Source organism: Streptomyces odontomachi, assembly GCF_024435355.1.
In the GTDB taxonomy this organism is placed as follows: domain Bacteria; phylum Actinomycetota; class Actinomycetes; order Streptomycetales; family Streptomycetaceae; genus Streptomyces; species Streptomyces odontomachi.
Genome location: NZ_JAMJWG010000006.1, coordinates 255,655 through 275,097, shown reverse-complemented (window position 1 = coordinate 275,097; position 19,443 = coordinate 255,655). Strand labels below are relative to the sequence as shown.

Below are 19,443 nucleotides of genomic sequence, written 5' to 3'. Positions count from 1 at the left end.
GGAACTTGATGAAGAATAAGTACTCTGTAACGCTGGCTCCCGTGACCCTGGGCGACTGCGAGATCATTTCGCAGTGGACTTCTTCGGAAACATGGGTCTACGCTTCCGGAATTCGGGCATACATGAGCCCCACCGACGTGCAGGCGTTCCTCAACCGTGTCGACGACGAGTTCTTGCTCGCCTGCACGGACGACGGTCAGGCGATCGGTGTCGTGAGCTGGAAACAGGACGACACGCCGGGCAACTACACCGTGGGGTCGATGATCGGTGACGCCGACATGTGGGGGGCCGGCTTCGGTCTGGAATCCGTGATTCTTCTCGTGGGCATGCTGTTCGATTCGCGGAACGCCCATCGGGTCGGGTTCACCTGCGGAGTGTTCAACAAGCGCGCCGTCGAGAACTTCTGCTCCGGAATCATGAAGGTCGAAGGAGTCCTCAGGGATTACTACTTCCTCGACGGGCAGTACTACGACGCGCTCATGGGTTCCATACTCAGGGATGACTACTACGCGGTGCGGGAACCGTCGTACATCATCCCGCCTGCTGAAAAGGTCGCGGCGCAGCTCGTTCTCGATGAGTTCATCAGGCGGAATCCGATGCTGCCGCACAGCAAACCGGGCGAGTGACCTTCCCCATGAAGGAGATCAGGTATGCAGGACATCGTCAGCCCGGTCGGTCATCTTCGTCAGATCTTCCCAGCGGGTGACATCGTAGCCGTCACTGACGACGCTTCACTCGGCCTGGAGGCGGCTGACCACGGACTGAGGTACGTGTCGCTCGACGACGTCGCCTCCCTACCTGCCGACTCGAATGTCGTCCTCCTTCTCAGGAATCATCTCATCAGCCGGAAGCTCAGGGTCCTCTTCAAGCACCACAGGGTTCTCGTCGTGCCCATAGCCAGTTTCGACGCCACCCCCGAAGCGGCCAGTTACACGCTGAGAATGGCCGTGCTGACGGACTACCTGAAGGCGGCCGAGACGGCGACGTACTGGATCGACGGACTTCGCAACGGGGCGGGGAAGGTCGTCTTCGGCCCTCTCGACCCGGCCGGCGACCGTGCCGACACCACGCGTCTGGTGTGTTCGCTCGGGCCCTCCCTCACGGTGGATGCCTGGCCTCATGCCGCCATCGGTGCCGGCGACTGGGTGAGCATCGGCAGCTGCTGCGAACTCTCCCTGACCAGGCAACCGGCTTCTGCCGACGCCTTCAGCATGGCGGGGACCGCCCACGCCTCCGGAGTTCTCGCCGCACGGGACCCGCGCTGTACCGAGGCGGGCGACGCGCGGATTCGGCGGGCCCACCGGCTCCGTGCGGAGCTGACGGACCTCGGCTCGATCACCCTGGCACTGAAGGACAACGTGCTCACCAGCGTCCGTGCCGGGGGCAAGGACTTCACCGCCGAGTTGCTCGAGGTCACCAATCCGGATCACGGCCTCCAGGCCCTCGAACTCGGTATCGGGACCAACCTGGCGCTGCTGCCCGAGGTGGACTGGCGCTACAACTCGCAGCTGAACGAGGGCGCAGGCGTCATGCACATCGGTTTCGGCGAGGGCATCACAGGTGCCCACATGGACTTCATCATCCCGGAAAGCGAGCATCACTTTCTCCCCTGAACCCGAGTCGCGCGTCTGCTCGACTCGCAAGTTCTCCAGCGAAAGGAGGTGTGAAATGCGGGACGTCAATGTTCAGCCTCAGTCTTGGAACCTCGACGAGGAACTCGTCTCCGTCGACGAGACGGAAGAGCGTGCGGAGACTGAAGGCACCGCGTACAGCTTCAGCTACGCGCGAGTCTGACAGTCGGCTTGAAAAGCGGGGGCGACGTAAGCACATGTGGCTTCGCCGCCCCCGCTCGTCAACGGAAGGAAACAAGTCGCGCATGGCGAACGACAACCGTCACATCGTGATTTCCGCCGACTGCCATGGAGGGGCGGATCTCAAACAATACCGAGACTATCTCGACTCCTGCTACCTCGACGACTTCGACGAGTGGGCGAAGAGCTTTGTGAACCCCTACGACGACATGAAGGGTCCGAACGGTTACCGGAACTGGGACTCGTCGCGACGCCTGAGCGAACTGGCGTCCGACGGGATCGTGGCAGAGGTGATCTACCCCAATACGGTTCCCCCGTTCTTCACGTCCGCTGCGCTGGCAAGCAGCCAGGGAGCGGTGGCGAACGCGCGTGATCTGGAGTACCGCTGGGCCGGCCTCAAGGCACATAACCGGTGGCTTCTGGAATTCTGCCAGGACGCCCCCGGACGCCGCGCCGGGGTGTTCCACATCATGCTGCACGACGTCGACGCCGCCGTGGCAGAGGTGAGATGGGCCCGCGATGCCGGACTGACCGGCGGCGTCCTGCTGCCGGGGGCGCCGCCCGGATCGGGTGTCCCCCCGCTCTACCGTCACTCCTCCTACGACAGGCTGTGGGACGTCTGCGAGGACCTCGAGGTACCGGTCAACTGCCATGGCGGCGGGGCCGGGCCGCGTACCGGGACGACGCCGCTCGACCACATGTTCTTCCTCCTGGACCTGCGCTGGTGGGACATCACCAGGTTCCGCCATCTCGTGCTCGGCGGTGTACTGGAGCGGCACCCGGGTCTGACGGTCGTCCTCACCGAGTCCGGTATCGGCTGGATCCCCAGGGAACTGCGGAAGATGGACCGCGTCTTCGAATCCGTGCGCGGCAAGGGCGGTGGGGACATGGCGTACGACGCCGACAGCGCCATCGACGGTCTTTCCCTGCGGCCGAGCGAGTACTGGCACCGTCAGTGCTATGCAGGCGCCACCTTCGTCCACCCCACCGAGGTCGAGATCCGGGATCAGATCGGCATCGACAAGATTCTCTGGGGGAGCGACTACCCCCATCTGGAAGCCACGTATCCGTACTCCAAGGCCGCCATGCAGACGGCGCTCAAGGACGTTCCGGTCGCCGAGGCGGAGCAGATCCTGGCCGGGAACGCGGCGCGCATGTACGGCTTCGACCTGGATCGCCTGCGCGCCGTCGCCGAAGAGGTGGGGCCCCGGCACGACGAGGTGTTCAAGGGCGTGGACGTCTCCGAGCTTCCGGCCGACGCAGCCGGCTGCCCCGCGTTCGCGGGCCTCATGAGCGGATCCGCGAAGACGCGTATGGGGGACAACCGTGCGGCACGCAAGTAGGACTTCCGGTCCCGCGGCCCTGACCGCCATGTGACTGCCATGTCGGCAGATCGTCCAGTGTGTGCGAGCGAGCTGAGAAGTGGTGCGCTGTGACAGGCGGAAAGAACGACTCCATTGCCGTCGTAGGGATGGCAGGCAGATTCCCCGGTGCCCGCGATCTGGCCGAGTTCTGGAGCAATCTTCGGGCCGGCGTCGCCTCGTTGACCGAACTGAGCGACGAGCAACTCCGTCGCACGGGGGTGGCGGAGCGTCACCTGACGAGTCCCGACTACGTCAAGGTCGCCTCGCTGCTCGACGACTTCGATCTCTTCGAACCCGCACTGTTCGGCATCGCGCCCCGCGAGGCCGAGGCCATGGACCCGCAGTTCCGCGTGCTGCTGGAGATCTGCCACACCGCCCTTCAGGACGCGGGATACGACGCAGGCACCTTCGGGGGCCGTATCGGCATGTACTCCGGCGCCCGGAACAGCGAGTACTTCAGCCGCAACGTGCGCGCCAACCCCCGGTTCCTGGCAGCGATAGGGGAGGCACGCGCCCGTATCTCCAATCACGCCGACTTCATGGCGACGAGCGTCTCCTTCCGACTGGGGCTGCGTGGCCCGTCCGTCAACTGCGTGACCGCCTGCTCGACCTCGCTGGTCACGGTGCACATGGCGTGCTCCGCGCTGCTGAACGACGAGTGCGACATGGCCATCGCCGGCGGCGTCGAGATCCCCGTCCCGATGACCATCGGGTACCAGTACAGCGAGGGCTCCGGCTTCCTGGCCTCCGATGGAGTCATCCGGCCCTTCGACGCCAAGGCATCGGGGACCGTGTTCGGGGCCGGCGCCGGCGTCGTGGTCCTGAAGCGGCTGAGCCAGGCCATGGCCGACCGTGACGCGATTCATGCCGTCATCCTCGGATCGGCCATCAACAACGACGGTGCGGGCAAGGCCACCTACGCGGCGCCGAGCGAGACCGGCCAGGTGGAGGTCGTGACGGCAGCCCTGCGCGACGCGGCCATCGATCCGAGGTCGATCGGCTACGTCGAGGGGCATGGCACGGGCACCCTGGTGGGCGACCCCATCGAGGTGGCGGCGCTCAACCGGGTCTACGGCGCCGGACGCCGGGGCAGCCGTGACTGCGGCCTGGGATCGGTCAAGGGGAACGTGGGCCACCTCGGGGCAGCCGCCGGAATCTGCGGTCTGATCAAGGCCGTGCACAGTGTGCGGGAGGGCGTCATCCCCGCCAGCCTGAACTTCAGCGAGCCGAACCCCCGGATCGACTTCGACGGCGGCCCGTTCCACGTCGTGGACGAGACGGCGACGTGGCCGGAGGCCGCCACACGCCGTAGAGCAGGTGTGAGCTCCTTCGGCGTGGGCGGCACCAACGCCCACGTGATCATCGAGCAGCCGCCCCCGGTCACCTCCGAGGCCCCGCAACGGCCGTACCACCTGCTCGCCTTCTCCGCTCGTACGCCGGCCGCCCTCGCCTCCATGGAGGGCCGGTTCGACACGTACCTGAGCGACACCGAAGACCCCCTTGCCGATGTCTCGTACACCCTCACCGAGGGACGCGCCGACCAGCTGCTGAGACGGGCACTCGTGGTCGGCGCGAAGGGCGATGCCGTGCGGCAGTTGCGCGAGCGGCGGGTGAGTGCCTTCGCGCACCCGGTTCCCCGTGGCAGCACCCCGAAGCTCGCCTACGTGCTGCCCGGACAGGGCTCCCAGTACCCGGGCATGGCACGCGGTCTCCACGCCCACGAGCCAGAGTTCGCCGCCGCGATCGGCCGGTGCGCGGCGGTGCTCCGGGCCTCCCACGGGCTGGACCTGGAAGGCATCCTGTTCGCCGGTGACGCCGATACGGACGACCCCGGGCGGATCAACCGTACGTCGGTCACCCAGCCGGTCCTCTTCTCGGTCGAGTACGCGCTCGCCTGCCTTCTGAGGTCCTGGGGCCTCGAACCCGGCGCGCTGGTGGGACACAGCATCGGGGAGTACGTCGCGGCGACGCTGGCGGGGGTGATGGAGTTCGACGACGCGCTACGGCTCGTCGCCGACCGCGGAGCGCTGGTGGAGTCGCTGCCGCCCGGCTCGATGATGGCGGCCTTCGCCCCGGAGGCCGAACTCCTGCCCTTGCTGACGGCCGGCGTGGACCTCGCGGCCGTCAACGCCCCGCACATCTGCGTGGTCTCCGGCCCCGACGACGCCGTCGAGAGCCTGCGGGAGTCCCTCTCCCGCCGCGGCGTGGCCACCACGCGACTGCACACCTCGCACGCCTTCCATTCCAGGATGATGGAGCCCGTGCTGGAGGAGTTCCGGAAGCGGGTCGACCGGGTACCGCTCCGGCCGCCCACGATCCCCTTCGTGTCGACGGTGACGGGCGACTGGATCACCGCGGACCAGGCCATGGACCCGGCGTACTGGACGCACCACGTCCGCACCTGCGTCCGTTTCTCGGACGCCGCACGGGTGCTCCTCGCGGACGGCGGATACGCCTTCACGGAAGTCGGCCCCGGACACGCCCTGACGAACCTCATCGGCGAGATGGCGAAGGGCGAGGGGACGCCGGCCGTGACCGCCCCGCTGGTCAGGGGCGGCCAGGACGAACGCGATGACGTGCAGGTGCTGCTGGAGGGCATCGGTGAGCTGTGGTCGCACGGTGTCCCCGTGCGGTGGGACCGCTTCTGGTCCCGCGAGCGGCGCCACCGGGTGCACGCCCCGACGTATCCCTACGACCGCGCCCGGTTCTGGGTGGACCCCGCGGCCGAGCCGGACACGCCAGACGAAACGACTCCCGAGGACGACGGCCCCCTCTACCTGCCTACGTGGACCGAGACGAGCCTGCCGTCCGGGCTCCCCGCCGGCGAGGTGAGCGCGGCGGACGACGGCGGTACGTGGATCGTGTTCGCCACGCCAGGCGAGGGCGTGGCCACCCGGCTGCTCCGGCGCATGCGGGACGCGTCCCGCGAAGTCATCGTCGTGCGCCCCGGCATGGACTTCGCGGAGACGGGAGACGGACGCTTCACCATCCGGCCGCGTGAGACCTCCGACTACGCACGGCTGATCACCCGGGCCCTGGAGCGCGGGCACGCTCGCCTCCGTATCGTGCACGCCTGGCTGCTCGGTGACTGGCCCTCGCGCACGGAGCAGGCCACGGTCCGCGCCCTGCTCGACCACGGCCTGTACAGCCTGCTCGCGGTGCTCCAACAATGCGCCGACCGGGGCGCCGCGGACGGTCTGGAGGTCTTTGTCGTCACCCGCGGCATGCAGGACGTCCTCGGTGCGGGAGACCTGCATCCGGCGAAGGCCGCCGTGCGCGGGCTGATCAAGACCGCGCCTCGCGAGATGGACTCGGTCGCCATCCGGGGCATCGACGTCGGCACCGGTCACGTCGACGTCGTCGCCGACCAGCTGTTCCACGAGGTCACATCGGCGGCGGACGAGCGGGAGGTGGCGTACCGCGGTCGCAAGAGGTGGGTGGCCGCCCACTCCCCGATCGACCTGCACGAAGGGGAGGGCGCTACGCCCGTCCTTGAGGAGCGGGGCGTCTACCTCATCACGGGTGGCCTCGGGGGCCTCGGCCTCGAACTCGCGGCGCAGCTGGCGGGACTCGTGGCGGCACGACTGGTGCTGGTCGGGCGGTCCGGTCTGCCGCCCCGCTCGGAGTGGACCTCGATCGTCGCGGACGCACGGGACGGGGAACTGGTCCGGCGGATCCGCGGGGTGCTCGCGGTGGAGCAGGCCGGCGGCCAGGTGATGGTGTGCACCGGAGACGTGGCGGACGAGGCACGGATGCGGGCGATCCGCGCGGAGGTGATGCGCACCTTCGGCCAGCTGTCCGGCGTCTTCCACCTCGCGGGCGTTGCGGGAGGCGGTCTCATCGCGCTGCGCCCGGCGGAGGCGGTCGGACGGGTCGTCTCGCCGAAGATCCACGGCACCTACGTCCTGGACCGGGTGTTCCGGCCCGCCCTCCTCGTGCTGTACTCGTCCATCGCTGCCGTCACGGGCGACTACGGCCAGTCCGACTACGCCGGCGCGAACGCGTTCCTCGACGCCTATGCCCAGGCGCAGTGGGGCCGTGGCCGCCGGGTGGTCTCGATCAACTGGCCGCAGTGGGCGGAAACAGGCATGGCCCTGCGCTCGAAGCACGCGCTGGACGTCTACGGCGAGGGTGCTCTGACCTCCCTCGAAGGAGCCACGACCCTGCGTTCGATCCTGGCGGCCCGCCTCGGCCCGCAGGTGATCGTGAGCCCCGGCGGTTTGCACAAGCGTGCGAAGCAGGCGGACCGGGTCGCGTCGACGGTCGTCGGCAGCAGGCCCGCGCCCTCCGCGGGCTCCCTCGGCAAGCGGCAGGTGGAGACTCCCTACGCTCCCCCGAAGAGCGAGGTCGAGAAGGCCCTGGCTGCGCTGTGGCAGCAAGCCGTGGGCCTGGAACAGATCGGGCTGGACGACGACTTCCACGAGTTGGGCGGCAGCTCCATCGTCGCCGTCCGCCTGGTCCAGCGCATGTCGGAGCTGTTCCGCGTGCGGCTCTCCCTGGCGGAACTCTTCCAGTGGCGCACCCTGCGGGTGGCCGCCGCCGCCGTGGAGGCCGCCATCGACGAGCAGGGCGTACCGGACGCGCGGCCGTGAGGAGCCGCGCGTCGTCCCTGCGGGGCTGCCCGCGCCGGTGGCTCTCGGCGGTCCACCTACGCCTCAGACAGCGGCAGCCGCTGTCTTCTCGAGGCGCTGAAGGATCCTGCGGCCGTAGAAGGAGCGGGTGACGAGAGCGAAGACTCGGTTCGCGAGATGCTGTGGCGTCGGCATGGGACGCAGGACATCCACGATCAGAACGACCCTGCGCCCCGAGCACTTGTTGATCACCTCGTGGTCCCAACTGTCGTCGAACAGGACGCTGCCCCCTTCCCGCCACGTGTGAAAGGTGTCGTGGATCCTGATGCACGGGGGATCGTCCGTCGGCACTTCGACACCGAGGTGGTACCGGAGATATCCGTAGTACGGGCCTTCGTGTGCGGGAACCGACTTGCCCGGGTCCAGGACGGAGAAGCTCGCCTGGAAAAGGTTGGGTACCCGCTTCAGCGCCTCGATCGTCTTGGGGCACAGACCCGCGTTGTCCTTGGCGACCGAGCCCATGGCGTACAGATAGAACATGCGCCAGTCGTAGGGCGTGGTCGCGGAGATGCTTCGTTGCAGCGGGTCGAGTTCATGATAGGTCGGCATCACGGCCACGGTCTCGGCGGCGTTCAGGAACTCGCTCCGTATGTCGGGGAAAGCCCGGTCGATTGCACGGAGCTCCGGAATCGTGTCGTCGATGTCGAACACGACTGGACGGGCGTCCCCTCCCGCCGTGTCGCGGAACCAGAGATTGAGGCGCTTGTGTACCCGGGCGACCGGGCTGGCAAGCGCCGAGAGCATGCGGATTTCGAGTTTTTCGAATACCTTCTTCATCATGATCTCCCGGCTGTTCACCGCCATGAAAAGCAATCACCGCCGGAACTATAGGCGCCTCCGCCCCGGCGGGAGTCGGCGCTGGCAACAAGTCGCCAGCCCGTCTCGAAAGGGGACGGCGCCGGTTTCGGCGCGCGGCGGTCTTTGATACGGGGCCGCCTTCCACCACGGGTTCCCCAGGAACGAGAAGACCTCTCGCGATCAGGTTTTCGCCTGGAGCAGCCTGCGCGCGCGAGCGGAGAGTGCGAGACGGTCGGTCTTGCGGTTCGCATTGAGCGGCAGGTCGTCCAGAAATTCGAAGTGACGCGGAATCATGTAGCGGGGAAGGAAGGCACCGAGTTCCGTCAGGAGGAGCGAGCTCGGATGTTCCTCCCCGACGCAGAACGCCACCAACCGACCGTCGGTGGCCACCACGACGGCGTCCCGTACTCCGGGGATGCGTCGCAAGCCCGACTCGATCTCGGCCAGCTCCATGCGTATCCCGCCGATGTTGACCTGGTGGTCCCGCCGGCCGATGTAGGCCAGTTCTCCGCCCTCGGCGTGCTGAACCAGGTCACCCGTCCGGTACCAGCGCTCCCCGTCGTGCTCCACGAAGCGGTCGACGTCGTCGGACGGATCGAGGTAACCGTGGAACATCTGGTCCCCGGTCACGCACAGCTCGCCGGTGCCGTCGTCGTCCGGGCCGAGCAGCAGGTACCGCAGGTTCGGGTGGATGGTTCCCACGGGGACGATGCCGTTCACCGCCAGCCGCGGCGAGGTCTGCGGGTCGAAGCGATGTGCGCTGCACGAGATGGTCAGTTCGGTCGGGCCGTACAGGTTCTCCACATGCGACCGCGGTGCGGCGTCCTGCCATCGGGCCGCGTCTCGCACCAGCAGGGGTTCGCCGCAGAACAGGCTCCACCGCAGGCTCGGGAGGGAGCCGGGCTCGACGCCCCGCGCCCTTCGGGCCAGGGAGATCATGCTGGGGGTGGAGAACCACACGGTGATGCCGTGCCGGGCGATGAACTCGGGAAGCGACACGGCGGCGTGCGGTGGCACGCTGACGACGGTGCCACCACTGCCCCATCCGACGAAGAGGTCGAACATCGCCAGGTCGAAGGTCAGGTCGAAGGTCTGGGAGAACACGTCGTCGGCTGTGAAGGCGTACCGCTCCTGAACATGGCGCAGGTACGCGACCGCGCTCGCATGCCGGACCGGCACCCCCTTGGGCCGTCCGCTGGATCCGGACGTGAAGAGGACGTACGCGACATCGGACGGCGCGGAGGAGACGGGCTTCTCCAGGACGGGGCCGGCGGGTTCGGTCACCACGCTGACGCCGTCCAGCGCACCGGCCAGTTCGGCCAGGGACCGCCGGCCGCGCTCATCGACGACAAGGCCGTCCAGCGAAGCCGCGCTCACCATGGACCGGAGGCGCTCCGCCGGGAAGCTCGGGTCGAGCGGCACCACGGCGGCGCCGGTGTACAGCGCGGCCAGCATCCCCGCGTACGCGTCCGCACTGCGCGCCGCGAGCACCCCCACCCGGCGCAGGGGCAGCGCGGCGGTCGACACCAGGCTGCCGGCGAGGGCCAGCGCGCGGTCGTGCAGCCACCGGTAGGTGATGCGCTGGGCGCCGATGCGCAGCGCCTCGGCCTCTGCATCGCGTTCGAGGCTCCGCAGGAAGCCTTCATGGAGCAGTGGCTGGGGAGGGCGGCCGGTCACCATCACGTCACTCCTAGAGTCGGACACCGGTCATGCGCAGCTGGTCCGGCTGGACAGCCTCGACGAGAACCCATCCCTGCCGTTCCCGGCCCACGGTGTGAAGGAGCGCGCTCTCGCCCCGTTCGACCGCGCCGGAGGCCAGGGCGGCGTAGAAGTCGAGCCACGCGTCGCACGGGCCCGTACCGGAGAACTTGTGCGCGTACGGCTCGGCGTCCACGTTCGGAGGCGTCCCCTCGCCACAGGCACGCACACCCAGGGCGCCCGTGCCGGAGAGCCTCAGGCTGACGGCGGCGAACGCCGGGCGCTCGGTCAGGTCGTCCACGTAGGCGGGGTCGTCGACGACGATGACCGTCGCCCCGCAGCCCTCGGGGACCGCCCACTCGAGCAGGTCGAAAACCAGCGTGCCGCCCTGCTCCTCCAGGTGGCTGATGCCCACCTCGTCGCCGGGCCAGCCCATGGTGTGCACCGTGGCCGTCAGGGGGGCGACCATGGGATCGAGCAGGGGGCCGGAGCGCACGAGATAGAGCGTGTGCGGTCGCTCCGGCGGGGGACCGAGTGCTGCCAGGGCCCGCTGGGCGATGAGGAAGTCCCCGGCGTCCGCCAGGTCGTCGGCCAGGGGCTGACGTACCTTGATCCGGTCCTTGGGTACGCCCCTGCGCCCGGCGACCAGGTGGGCCACCTGCCGTTGCTGGTGCGTGCGGTGCAGCGCGGCCGTCGGCTTGAGCCGCGGACCCGAACGAACGGTGATCGCGAGGGAGTCTATGTACAGCTTGGTCACTGTTCCGTCGCTTCCTCCGGGACGGACTCCCGGCTCACGGCACGGGGCACATGGCGCACGGCGCACGGCTCAGGGCTCACGGCTCACGGCTCGGAGCTCGGGACGACTCCGGGGTGACTTCAACGATCACGACCTGGAAGTAGGCGCCCGGCCCGAGCGCGACCAGCGCGACACGGTCGCCGGGCGCCAGCTGGCCGGTCGTCTCGGCGTGTTGGAGCGCCGAGAGGGCGTCGACCCCGTTGTTGTGTCCCCGCTCCGGCAACAGGTCCAGGCAGATGCGTTCCTGCCGGACTCCGGTCTCCCGGCAGAAGTTGCGCCAGAACAAGGCGTTGGACAGGTCCGGCATGATCCAGTCGATGTCCGAGAAGGACATCCCCGCCCGATCCGTGGCGTCCCGCAGGGCCGTGGCCAGGTGGCCCACGCAGCAGTGGGAGTAGAGGGTCTGCTCCCTCGTCGTCATCCGGAGGCTGCGGTGGAAGCGGCCGTCCCGCAGCGCACCCCCCGACAGATAGCGGTACCGGGGGACGTCGCGCGCGTCGCAGCTGTGCACGACGAGGGCCACGGCGGCGTCGCCCGCGACGGTCACGCGCGGCACGATGCGTGCCGCGTCGGCGAGGCTGCCGTGGTCCCCGCCGAGCACGAGAACCCGTTCCCCGGCCCGCGCGGCGGGCCGGGAGTGGTAGGCGCGGGCCATCTCCAGAGCGCGCAGCACGGAGACGCAGTTGATCTGGGAGACCCCGTAGACCCCCGCGTCAGGCAGCCCGAGACTGCCCCGCAGCCGCTGCGCGAACCCGGGGCCACAGGCGAAGTCCTGGACGCTCTGCGTGTGTCCGTACAGCACCACGTCGGCGCCTCGGTCTCCGAGGGCATCGCGGGCCGCCTCGACGAGGAGTTCCTCCATCGGCTCGCCGGGGGCCAGGGTGGGGCTGTCCCGCAGGCCGTGGAACCTCGCGAACATCCGTCGCTCGAGCAGGCTGGAACCGGCGCGTTCCAGGATGCGGTCCACCCGCTCGACGCCCTTCGGCAGACGGACGGACACACGGGAGAATCCGACGGCTCCGGGCCCGGTCGAGCCGTGCTCGGTGCGTGATCGTGCAGCGACGGTCATCCGAGTCAACCCCGGGCCTGCTTGGCGAGATTGTCCTCGACGTAGTTCGACAGGTTGCCGACCGTCTCGAAGATCTCCGGTTCCAGCTCTTCCGGGTCGACCTCCAGCCCGATCGAGTCCTCCAGGGTCAGCAGCAGCTCCAGCACGCTGGACGAATCCACGGCCAGGTCCTGGAAGAGGGAGGTGCGCTCGGGCAGTTCGGCTATCTCTCGGCCGAGTGCCGCGCCGAGGGCCACGCGTATCTGCTCGACGATGTCCGTACGGTTCACGGGAGTCCGCTCCTGAATGGGGTGTGAGCCGCTCAGCGGGTTCAGAGATCCGCCGCCGGGCGAGACGCCGGTCGGGCGGCCTCGGGGGCGAGCGAGTCCCAGACCAGGTGGGAAGCCATGTCGCCGGAGACGGCGAGTTCCTGCCACATCTCCCTCCGCTTGGGTTTGCCGCTCGTCGTGCGCCGCAGAGTGCCGTGCGGCACGAGCAGGACCACGACGTGCAGCCCGGGCAGCTGTGCCGCCACGGCGCCCCCCACCGCGGACGCCTCCTCGGCGGTGCAGTCCTCGAGCACGACGACGGCCGCGTTGGACCCCGACAGGCTGCCGAGGAGGGCCACGGTCCGCTGGGGCTTGGGAGACGCGGCGGCGGCCAGGCGCTGGACGTCCTCCGCGAATAGCCAGCGCCCGTTCACCTTGACGCTGTCACCGGCACGGCCGACGACGTACAGCTCGCCGTCGACCACGAGTCCCATGTCCCCGGTGCGGAAGGGCTCGCCGAGGGGGGTGAGCCCTTCCTGTCGGTAACCCGTCGCGAGTGAGTACCCGCGGACGGCGATCTCGCCGAACCTGCCCTCCGGGAGAGGGCTGCCAGCACCGTCCAGGATGTCCACCGCGACCCCGTTCAGCGGCTTGCCGCAGGAGACGAGCCGGGTGGCCGAGGGTGCGTCGGCGGCGCAGACCGGTACGGGCTTGCCGATCTCCAGATCGCTGGTGTCCACGAGCTGCGTGTGGACCTCGCGGGGGTCCGGCCGCACCCCCGTCACGGCGAGGGTCGCCTCGGCCATGCCGTAAGCGGGAAGCAGGACGCTGTGGGACAGGCCGAAAGGGGCGAGGAGCCGGTGGAACTCGCCCAGGACATCGGGGTCGATCCGCTCCGCGCCGACGATCACGCTCCGCAGGTGGCTGAAGTCCAGGCCCTCCAACTGCTGCGGGCGCACCCGCCGCAGCATGTGGCCCAAGGAGAACGCGGCAAGGGCGCATGCCGTCGCACGACTCTCCGAAGCCGCGCGCAGCCACCGCAACGGGTGGCCGATGAACTCCTGCGGCGGCATGTACCACGCCGAACACCCGTGGCCCATCGGCATCAGGAGACAGCCCACCAGCCCCATGTCGTGGTAGAACGGCAGCCACGACAGCGCCCGGGAGTCGTCGTCGATGGACAGCCACTCATGGATACCGAAGACATGGCTGTTCAACGCCGACCACGGAAGCTGCACCCCGCGGGGATCGCCCGTCGAGCCCGAGCTGAACTGGATCAGTGCGACGTCGGGCAGCTCGGGTGCGCCGTCGTCCATCGGGCCGTGCACCGCCTCGGTCAGCACCCGGCAGCCGAGCGGGCGGACGGCGCTCTCCAGGAGCGGCGCGTGGTCCGCCGTTGCCAGGAGGGCGGCGGGACGCACGGACCTGATCACGTTCTTCAGGCGGCTCTCCATCGCGTCGAGGCCGACCGGTGCCACGATCGCGGGTGTCGCCCCGGCGTGCAGGATCCCGTAGAGGGAGGTGACGAATCCGATCGTGTTCTGCCCCAGCAGGAGCACCACGTCTCCGGACCCGATGCCTTCGCGGTGCAGAAGGCGGGCGTTGCGGCGCACCTGTTCTGCCACCGCGGGGTAGGGGTGCGAGGTCCACGTCCCGTGTCCGTCGGAGAAGTGCAGGCTGTGCTCGGGCGGAGGGGCCTCGAGCCAGGACATCATGTGCGGGGTCGCAGCCGGCATCGTCACAAGGCCCTGCCTCTCGGCGGAAGCGTACGGAGGAGTTCGAGTTGTTCGAGGTGGGTGCGTACTCCTGCGGTCAGCAGACCCACCTTCGCGAGCGACGTCACGATCTTCGTGAACATCAGTCGCCGGAAGTCGATCATCTTCTGGTCCTGCAACGCGTAGTTGGTGCCGGCTGCCACGTCCACGTCCAGACGGGCCCAGACCTCCTCCAGGCGGAACCTGCGGGACATGAGCAGCGCCGCCTCTTTGACGAACTCCTCCCTGTCGGCGCGCTCATGCGAGGTGAGCTCACCGTAGATCTCCTGTAGGGCCAGTAGGCCGAACGCCACGTGCCGGGCCTCGTCCCTGGCCACGAGCTGCGTCAGCTGGGCGATGACGGGATCGAACGACCTGGTGTGTTCGAACCGGAAGGCGGCGAGGGCCAGCCCCTCGACGATGATCTGCATGCCGAGGAAGACGATGTCCCAGCGGCTCTCGGCCACCACCGTGTCCAGCATCCTCTTGAGGGACGGGTTGACGGCGTAGCTGTTCCCCAGCAGGTCGACATAGCGCGCATACGCTTCCACGTGGCGTGCCTCGTCGGTGACCTGACTGGCCGCGAACATCTTGGTGTCCAGGTCGGGGGCCATCGTCACGAGACGGCTCGTCGCCAGGAGGGCGCCCTGCTCGCCGTGCAGGAACTGGCTGGTCATCCACGAGTGGAACTCCCACTGGAAGGCGCCCCACTCCTCGCGTGGCACCGGGCAGGACGCACTCCACCCGAAAGGCGAGCGGGCGCCCGCGGGGTCGGCCTGGCCGGGCACACCGACACCGGCGTCCCAGGCTATGTCGACGGCGGCGTTCCACTGGGCCGTCTTGCCCCTCTCGTACAGGGCCCGGAGACGTTCATCCGTGGCTCCGTAGTCCCACACGAACCGTGCCTCGGCACCGTTCGTCTCCCGCACCTCGTAGGCGACCGTCACACCTGGCATCCTTTCCGGGCCATCCTCATATTCCGTCCCGCTGTCGCAGCAGGAATCACCGGGCGAGCGGCGACTGTCCCGCACACTGCCCTGTTCACGTTTCATTCCGACTGAGTGGGAACGAGGTCTCTGACGCGGTCTATGTCGCTCTGTGACGGAACCTTGGCGCGCCCCCGGGAAATGACGTCCAAGGTGAAGTCCTCGAGATCGCCCACGGTCTCCATGAAGGGCGCCTCGTCGATGACCGACGAGTCGAACCCGAAAAGCTCCTCCAGGAAGAAGGTGAGTTCGACCTGGCGTACCGAGTCGTATCCCAGCTCGTCCCTGAGTATCTGGTCGGGCCGGACGTCCGGGGATTTCTGTAGGGGAGAGAGTTCGCTCACCAGCTTTCGGATGAGGTCCCGCACCGTGGAATCCAGGCTCTCGCCCTGCTCTGCTGTCTCATCGATCATCTCGAAGGCCTCTTCCCCGTCTACACGTACCCGTGATGACGACCTGCTCCGACACATGGGAAATTCGGAGGGGCTGGCATCCTCAGCTCGGCTCCGTTCCAGGAGATCTCCGTAGGATTACCAAGCGCCCTGCGGACTGGGAAGCGTGCTGGCGAGAAATCGCCAGCACGCTGGATGCGGGCCCGGCAGGAATTATTCTGACGGCACTTCATCCGCCCAGCGGTGCGGGGCGCGGAGCGAGCCGACCCGGTTTCCGGGGGCCGGTGGACCGAGTCGCCCACAACGAGTCGTGAGTTGGTGGACCCCCCTTGCTTCGCTTGCAGACCACGGAGTCACGCCGCCTGATGTGGCTGGCCCGCACGGCACCCGACCGCCCCGCGCTCACGGTGGAGGACGCGGCCGGCCACTGGGTCGGCTACACGGCCGGCGAGTTGTACGAGAGAGCCAGGGCGACGGCCGCCTACGCACGGGCTGCCGGTCTCGAACGCGGACGGCACACCCTCATAGCGCTGCCCAACGGCGAGGGGCTCGTCCGGGCGATCCTGGCGTCCTGGATGCTCGGCTGCACGCCGATGATCATTCCTCCGCGGGCCACGGAGGCGGAGAAGCAGGCCCTCTCGAAGGACCTGGGCGACGATTTCACCGAGGCGTTCCCGTGGGGTGAGTCCGAACTCGCCGCTGCGCTGGAGCCGGACGCCTTGCGGCCGGCGTTCTCGCCCTGGGGTCTGGAACCCCCCGTCACCTGGTACCTGCCGACCGGCGGCAGCACGGGACTGCCCACCCTGTTCCCCGTCAGCCCCCGGCCGAGTACGGCGCTCATCGGTGCCCGCCGACTCATGGAGAACGCCGGCTGGTCCCCCGGCGCCGTCCAGCTCTCCGTCGGACCGCTCACGCACACGGCACCGCTCCAGGTGTGCATGGCCGGTATCGGAGGCGGTGCCCATGTGGTGATGCCCCGCAGGCTCGACCCGGTCTCGCTGAAGTCTGCGGTCGAACGCTTCGCCCCGACGTGGTGCCAGTTGACGCCCCACCAGATGGCGTTGATAGACGCCAACCAGAGCCTTTGGGACGCCCTCTGCTCGTCGCTCCGCGGGCTGCTGCACACCTCCGCACCGTGCCCGGAGGAGGTGAAGCGGCGATGGATCGCGCGGCTCGGAGGGCACCGGGTGCACGAGACGTACACCTCCACCCAGTCGGTGGGCACGACGCTCTGCGACGGCGACGAATGGCTGGCTCACCCGGGCACGGTGGGCAGGCCCTTCCTGTCCAACCAGGTGCTGATAGCCGACAAGGAGGGCCGTCCGCTGCCGCCGGGGGAGGTCGGCGAGGTGTTCATGAGGAGCGAGTGGACCAGCGTGTTCGCGAGCGACGATCCCCAGAGGCTGCGCAGCGGCGGCGAGGACTTCCTGAGTATCGGCGACCTCGGATACACGGACGGTGACGGCTACCTGTACCTCACGGGCCGCCTCTCCGACATCGTCCTCGTAGGGGGAGCGAACGTCAGCACGCGCGAAGTCGAAAGCGTCCTGCTCACGCACCCCAGGATCTCCGAGGCCGTGGTCGTCAAGCGTCCGGACCCGCTGCTGGGCGACGTCGTCCACGCGGTGATCGTCCCGTCGGACCCCGGGAATCCGCCCGGCATCGAGGTGGTGCGGGAGCACTGCGACGGCAAGCTCTCCCCGTACAAGATCCCCCTGACGGTCGATGTCGTCGACGTGCTTCCGCGCTCCCACTCCGGAAAGATCGAGCGATTCTCTCGCCCATGAACCACTCAGACCCCATACGGCGGATGTTCAGAACCACAGAGGGGACGGGACCCAATGCCGACCGAGCGCTCGCACGTCCACGAGAAAATACTGTCCACGCTGCTGGAGCTCGCCTACGAGGTGCTCGGGATCGAGTGCGACCCACAAGGCAACTTCTTCGAATACGGCGATTCCCTGGCGGCCACGCAGATGTGCACCCTCGCGGCCACCCAGTACGGCTGGAAGATCACGGCGCGAGACGTCTTCGCATGGGAGTCGTTCGTCCTCCTGGCCGGCGCGGTCGAGCGCGAAGAAGCCGAGCGTGAAGAAGCCGGGCGAGAGGCGTGAACGGGAGAGGGAGCCATCGGGGGAGGGAAACGTGAGAATCGGCGTTGACATACTTGAAAGGGCTCGCTTCGAGCGCATCGCCGCGAAAGACCGTTGGGTACGCGCACTCTTCACGGCGCGCGAACTCGAGCCCATCGGCGCCTACGGTGCCGGGCGGACCAGCGAGTACCTGGCAGGGAGGTTCAGCGCCAAGGAGGCCGTCGCGAAGGTCCTGGGCGTTGGGTTCATGGGGAGGCTGAAGTGGCGCGACATCGAAGTGCTGCGTTCCTCGCCCAGCGGAGAGCCCTACGTCCGGCTGCACCGTTTCGCCCGTACCCGAGCGGAGGAGCTCGAGGTAGGGAATGTGGCGGTGTCCATCTCGCACCAGCCGACGGTGGTCGTCGCCTTCGCGGTCGGTGAGCGCGCGTGCGCATGCGCCCACGTCGGCGAAGACCCCGCCGATCGCCGTCGCGCCAGCGGGGGCGCGAGGTGAGCGGGTAGATGGCCCGCGCCCGTGCAACCGCCTACCGTGATCTCGCCGAGCAGTTCGGGACGCCCCTGTACGTCTACGAGGCGGAGGTGCTGGAGGAGACGTACCGCGCCCTGCGCCGTGCCCTGCCGGAACAGGTCGACGTGTGCTACTCGCTCAAGGCGAACCCCAACGTCAGTGTCTGCGCGTTTCTGCATGCCCTTGGGGCCGGCGCCGAGGTCTCGTCGTACGTGGAGCTTCGCACCGCCCTGCGGGCCGGTGTCGCTCCCGAGGACATCGTCTTCCTCGGCCCCGGAAAGGACGCCCGGGACCTCGCCGCGTGCCTGGACGCGGGCATCCACGCCGTGGTGTGCGAGTCGCTCGACGAGGTCGCCCGACTGGACCGGCTCACGGCCGAACGCGGCGGACGACCCTGCTCCGTGATGCTCCGCGTCAACCCCGCCTTCCAAAGCAGGGGCGCCGGGCTCGCGATGGGCGGGAAGCCGCGCCAGTTCGGCATCGACGAAGAGACACTCCAGGGCGCCGGGAGCTTCCTGGCGGGCCTGCCCCATGTGCGGCTGAAAGGCATCCACGCCTACATGGGGACCCGTTTCCTCCACCACGAGGACATCGTCGGGAACACCGGACGCATCCTCCAGATGGCCGACCGTCTGGCCGCCCGGCTGGGCATCCCCCTGGAGACGGTGGACTTCGGGGGCGGACTCGGCATCGCCTACTTCGACAGGGACCCCGATGTGGATCTGGCGGCTCTGGGGAGGGGGATCACCGAAAACGTGGAGCGGTTCACCCGGCGACACCCCGGATGTCGGCTGATCATGGAGCTGGGGCGCTACCTGACAGCGATGTCCGGCACGTACGTGGTCCAGGTGCAGTACGTCAAGGAGTCCATGGGGGAGCTCTTCGCCGTCGCGAACGGCGGCACGAACCACCACATGGCTGCCGTCGGCGTCGGCAGCGTGCTCAAGCGGAACTTCCCGATCCGCCACCTCACCCGCTCCGGGGACCCGGCACCCCGCCCCTACACCGTCACCGGCCCCCTGTGCACCCCCGACGACGTGATCGCCAAAAGGGTGCCGCTTCCCGAAGTCCGTCCGGGCGACCTGCTGGGGGTGGAGCGCTCCGGCGCTTACGGGCCCACCGCCTCCCCGGGGCTGTTCCTCGGCCACGGCTTCCCCGCCGAGGTGATGACCTACCGGGGGGAAGCACACCTGGTCCGGCAACGCGACACAGACGACGACCTGTTGGCCAAGCAACGCCTGGTCGAGCTGCACACCCTGCACAGGACCGGCGAAGTCCCCGGCGGCGGCCCGTGA

17 protein-coding genes are annotated in these 19,443 nt (G+C 68.7%); 9 read left to right on the top strand and 8 right to left on the bottom strand.

Annotated elements, in window-relative coordinates; genetic code table 11:
- Window positions 1-8: 8 nt before the first annotated feature.
- From NQO67_RS15805 to NQO67_RS15785, 5 genes are all read left to right on the top strand, one after another.
- Window positions 9-626, top strand: coding sequence for a GNAT family N-acetyltransferase (locus tag NQO67_RS15805; protein ID WP_255950612.1), 618 nt, complete (start codon window positions 9-11; stop codon window positions 624-626).
- A 24-nt stretch (window positions 627-650) separates the two neighbouring features.
- Window positions 651-1,613, top strand: coding sequence for a CgnE/CgnB domain-containing protein (locus NQO67_RS15800; protein ID WP_255950611.1), 963 nt, complete (start codon window positions 651-653; stop codon window positions 1,611-1,613).
- A gap of 55 nt (window positions 1,614-1,668) precedes the next feature.
- Window positions 1,669-1,794, top strand: coding sequence for a hypothetical protein (locus tag NQO67_RS15795; RefSeq protein ID WP_255950610.1), 126 nt, complete (start codon window positions 1,669-1,671; stop codon window positions 1,792-1,794).
- Window positions 1,795-1,876: 82 nt separating this feature from the next.
- Window positions 1,877-3,154, top strand: a complete 1,278-nt coding sequence (locus NQO67_RS15790; RefSeq protein ID WP_255950609.1) for an amidohydrolase family protein — start codon at window positions 1,877-1,879, stop codon at window positions 3,152-3,154.
- A gap of 59 nt (window positions 3,155-3,213) precedes the next feature.
- Window positions 3,214-7,767 (top strand): type I polyketide synthase, encoded by a 4,554-nt coding sequence (locus NQO67_RS15785; RefSeq protein WP_308295667.1) that lies wholly within the window; start codon window positions 3,214-3,216, stop codon window positions 7,765-7,767.
- 63 nt (window positions 7,768-7,830) lie between these two features.
- Here the strand turns inward: NQO67_RS15785 and NQO67_RS15780 are convergent, their stop codons facing one another.
- The 8 genes from NQO67_RS15780 to NQO67_RS15745 form a co-directional block, all read right to left on the bottom strand.
- Window positions 7,831-8,610, bottom strand: a complete 780-nt coding sequence (locus NQO67_RS15780; RefSeq protein WP_255950607.1) for an aspartyl/asparaginyl beta-hydroxylase domain-containing protein — start codon at window positions 8,608-8,610, stop codon at window positions 7,831-7,833.
- A gap of 174 nt (window positions 8,611-8,784) precedes the next feature.
- Entirely contained in the window at window positions 8,785-10,284 is a 1,500-nt protein-coding gene (locus tag NQO67_RS15775; protein ID WP_255950606.1) for an amino acid adenylation domain-containing protein, read from the bottom strand.
- 10 nt (window positions 10,285-10,294) lie between these two features.
- Window positions 10,295-11,059 (bottom strand): hypothetical protein, encoded by a 765-nt coding sequence (locus NQO67_RS15770; protein WP_255950605.1) that lies wholly within the window; start codon window positions 11,057-11,059, stop codon window positions 10,295-10,297.
- 76 nt (window positions 11,060-11,135) lie between these two features.
- On the bottom strand, window positions 11,136-12,167 hold the full coding sequence (locus tag NQO67_RS15765; RefSeq protein WP_255950604.1) for a 3-oxoacyl-[acyl-carrier-protein] synthase III C-terminal domain-containing protein: 1,032 nt from the start codon (window positions 12,165-12,167) through the stop codon (window positions 11,136-11,138).
- Between the two features lie 5 nt (window positions 12,168-12,172).
- Window positions 12,173-12,436 carry an acyl carrier protein gene (locus NQO67_RS15760; RefSeq protein WP_255950603.1) on the bottom strand — a complete coding sequence of 88 codons (264 nt, stop codon included), beginning with the start codon at window positions 12,434-12,436 and terminating at the stop codon, window positions 12,173-12,175.
- Between the two features lie 41 nt (window positions 12,437-12,477).
- The gene (locus tag NQO67_RS15755; protein ID WP_255950602.1) at window positions 12,478-14,151 is read right to left on the bottom strand and encodes an AMP-binding protein; all 1,674 of its coding nucleotides are present in this window, start codon (window positions 14,149-14,151) and stop codon (window positions 12,478-12,480) included.
- Window positions 14,152-14,153: 2 nt separating this feature from the next.
- Window positions 14,154-15,116, bottom strand: coding sequence for a ferritin-like domain-containing protein (locus tag NQO67_RS15750; protein ID WP_255950601.1), 963 nt, complete (start codon window positions 15,114-15,116; stop codon window positions 14,154-14,156).
- Between the two features lie 101 nt (window positions 15,117-15,217).
- Window positions 15,218-15,568, bottom strand: coding sequence for an acyl carrier protein (locus tag NQO67_RS15745; protein WP_255950600.1), 351 nt, complete (start codon window positions 15,566-15,568; stop codon window positions 15,218-15,220).
- A 308-nt stretch (window positions 15,569-15,876) separates the two neighbouring features.
- Between NQO67_RS15745 and NQO67_RS15740 the strand changes: the two genes are divergently transcribed.
- From NQO67_RS15740 to NQO67_RS15725, 4 genes are read left to right on the top strand one after another with little or no spacing between them, the layout of a single operon-like run.
- Window positions 15,877-17,334 (top strand): class I adenylate-forming enzyme family protein, encoded by a 1,458-nt coding sequence (locus tag NQO67_RS15740; protein ID WP_255950599.1) that lies wholly within the window; start codon window positions 15,877-15,879, stop codon window positions 17,332-17,334.
- 54 nt (window positions 17,335-17,388) lie between these two features.
- Complete coding sequence (locus NQO67_RS15735) at window positions 17,389-17,661, top strand: acyl carrier protein (protein ID WP_255950598.1); 273 nt, start codon at window positions 17,389-17,391, stop codon at window positions 17,659-17,661.
- Window positions 17,636-18,133: a holo-ACP synthase gene (acpS, locus tag NQO67_RS15730; protein WP_255950597.1), complete on the top strand. Its 498-nt coding sequence runs from the start codon at window positions 17,636-17,638 to the stop codon at window positions 18,131-18,133. The genes NQO67_RS15735 and acpS overlap by 26 nt, the downstream gene beginning before the upstream one ends.
- Window positions 18,134-18,141: 8 nt before the next feature.
- The gene (locus NQO67_RS15725) at window positions 18,142-19,443 is read left to right on the top strand and encodes a type III PLP-dependent enzyme (protein ID WP_255950596.1); all 1,302 of its coding nucleotides are present in this window, start codon (window positions 18,142-18,144) and stop codon (window positions 19,441-19,443) included.

Coding starts and splice junctions, on each gene's coding strand:
- NQO67_RS15765 (WP_255950604.1), bottom strand. CDS start 12,167: ATGACCGTCGCTGCACGATCACGCACCGAGCACGGCTCGACCGGGCCC.
- NQO67_RS15755 (WP_255950602.1), bottom strand. CDS start 14,151: ATGCCGGCTGCGACCCCGCACATGATGTCCTGGCTCGAGGCCCCTCCG.
- NQO67_RS15805 (WP_255950612.1), top strand. CDS start 9: ATGAAGAATAAGTACTCTGTAACGCTGGCTCCCGTGACCCTGGGCGAC.
- NQO67_RS15745 (WP_255950600.1), bottom strand. CDS start 15,568: ATGATCGATGAGACAGCAGAGCAGGGCGAGAGCCTGGATTCCACGGTG.
- NQO67_RS15780 (WP_255950607.1), bottom strand. CDS start 8,610: ATGGCGGTGAACAGCCGGGAGATCATGATGAAGAAGGTATTCGAAAAA.
- NQO67_RS15800 (WP_255950611.1), top strand. CDS start 651: ATGCAGGACATCGTCAGCCCGGTCGGTCATCTTCGTCAGATCTTCCCA.
- NQO67_RS15725 (WP_255950596.1), top strand. CDS start 18,142: ATGGCCCGCGCCCGTGCAACCGCCTACCGTGATCTCGCCGAGCAGTTC.
- NQO67_RS15775 (WP_255950606.1), bottom strand. CDS start 10,284: ATGGTGACCGGCCGCCCTCCCCAGCCACTGCTCCATGAAGGCTTCCTG.
- NQO67_RS15735 (WP_255950598.1), top strand. CDS start 17,389: ATGCCGACCGAGCGCTCGCACGTCCACGAGAAAATACTGTCCACGCTG.
- NQO67_RS15795 (WP_255950610.1), top strand. CDS start 1,669: ATGCGGGACGTCAATGTTCAGCCTCAGTCTTGGAACCTCGACGAGGAA.
- NQO67_RS15790 (WP_255950609.1), top strand. CDS start 1,877: ATGGCGAACGACAACCGTCACATCGTGATTTCCGCCGACTGCCATGGA.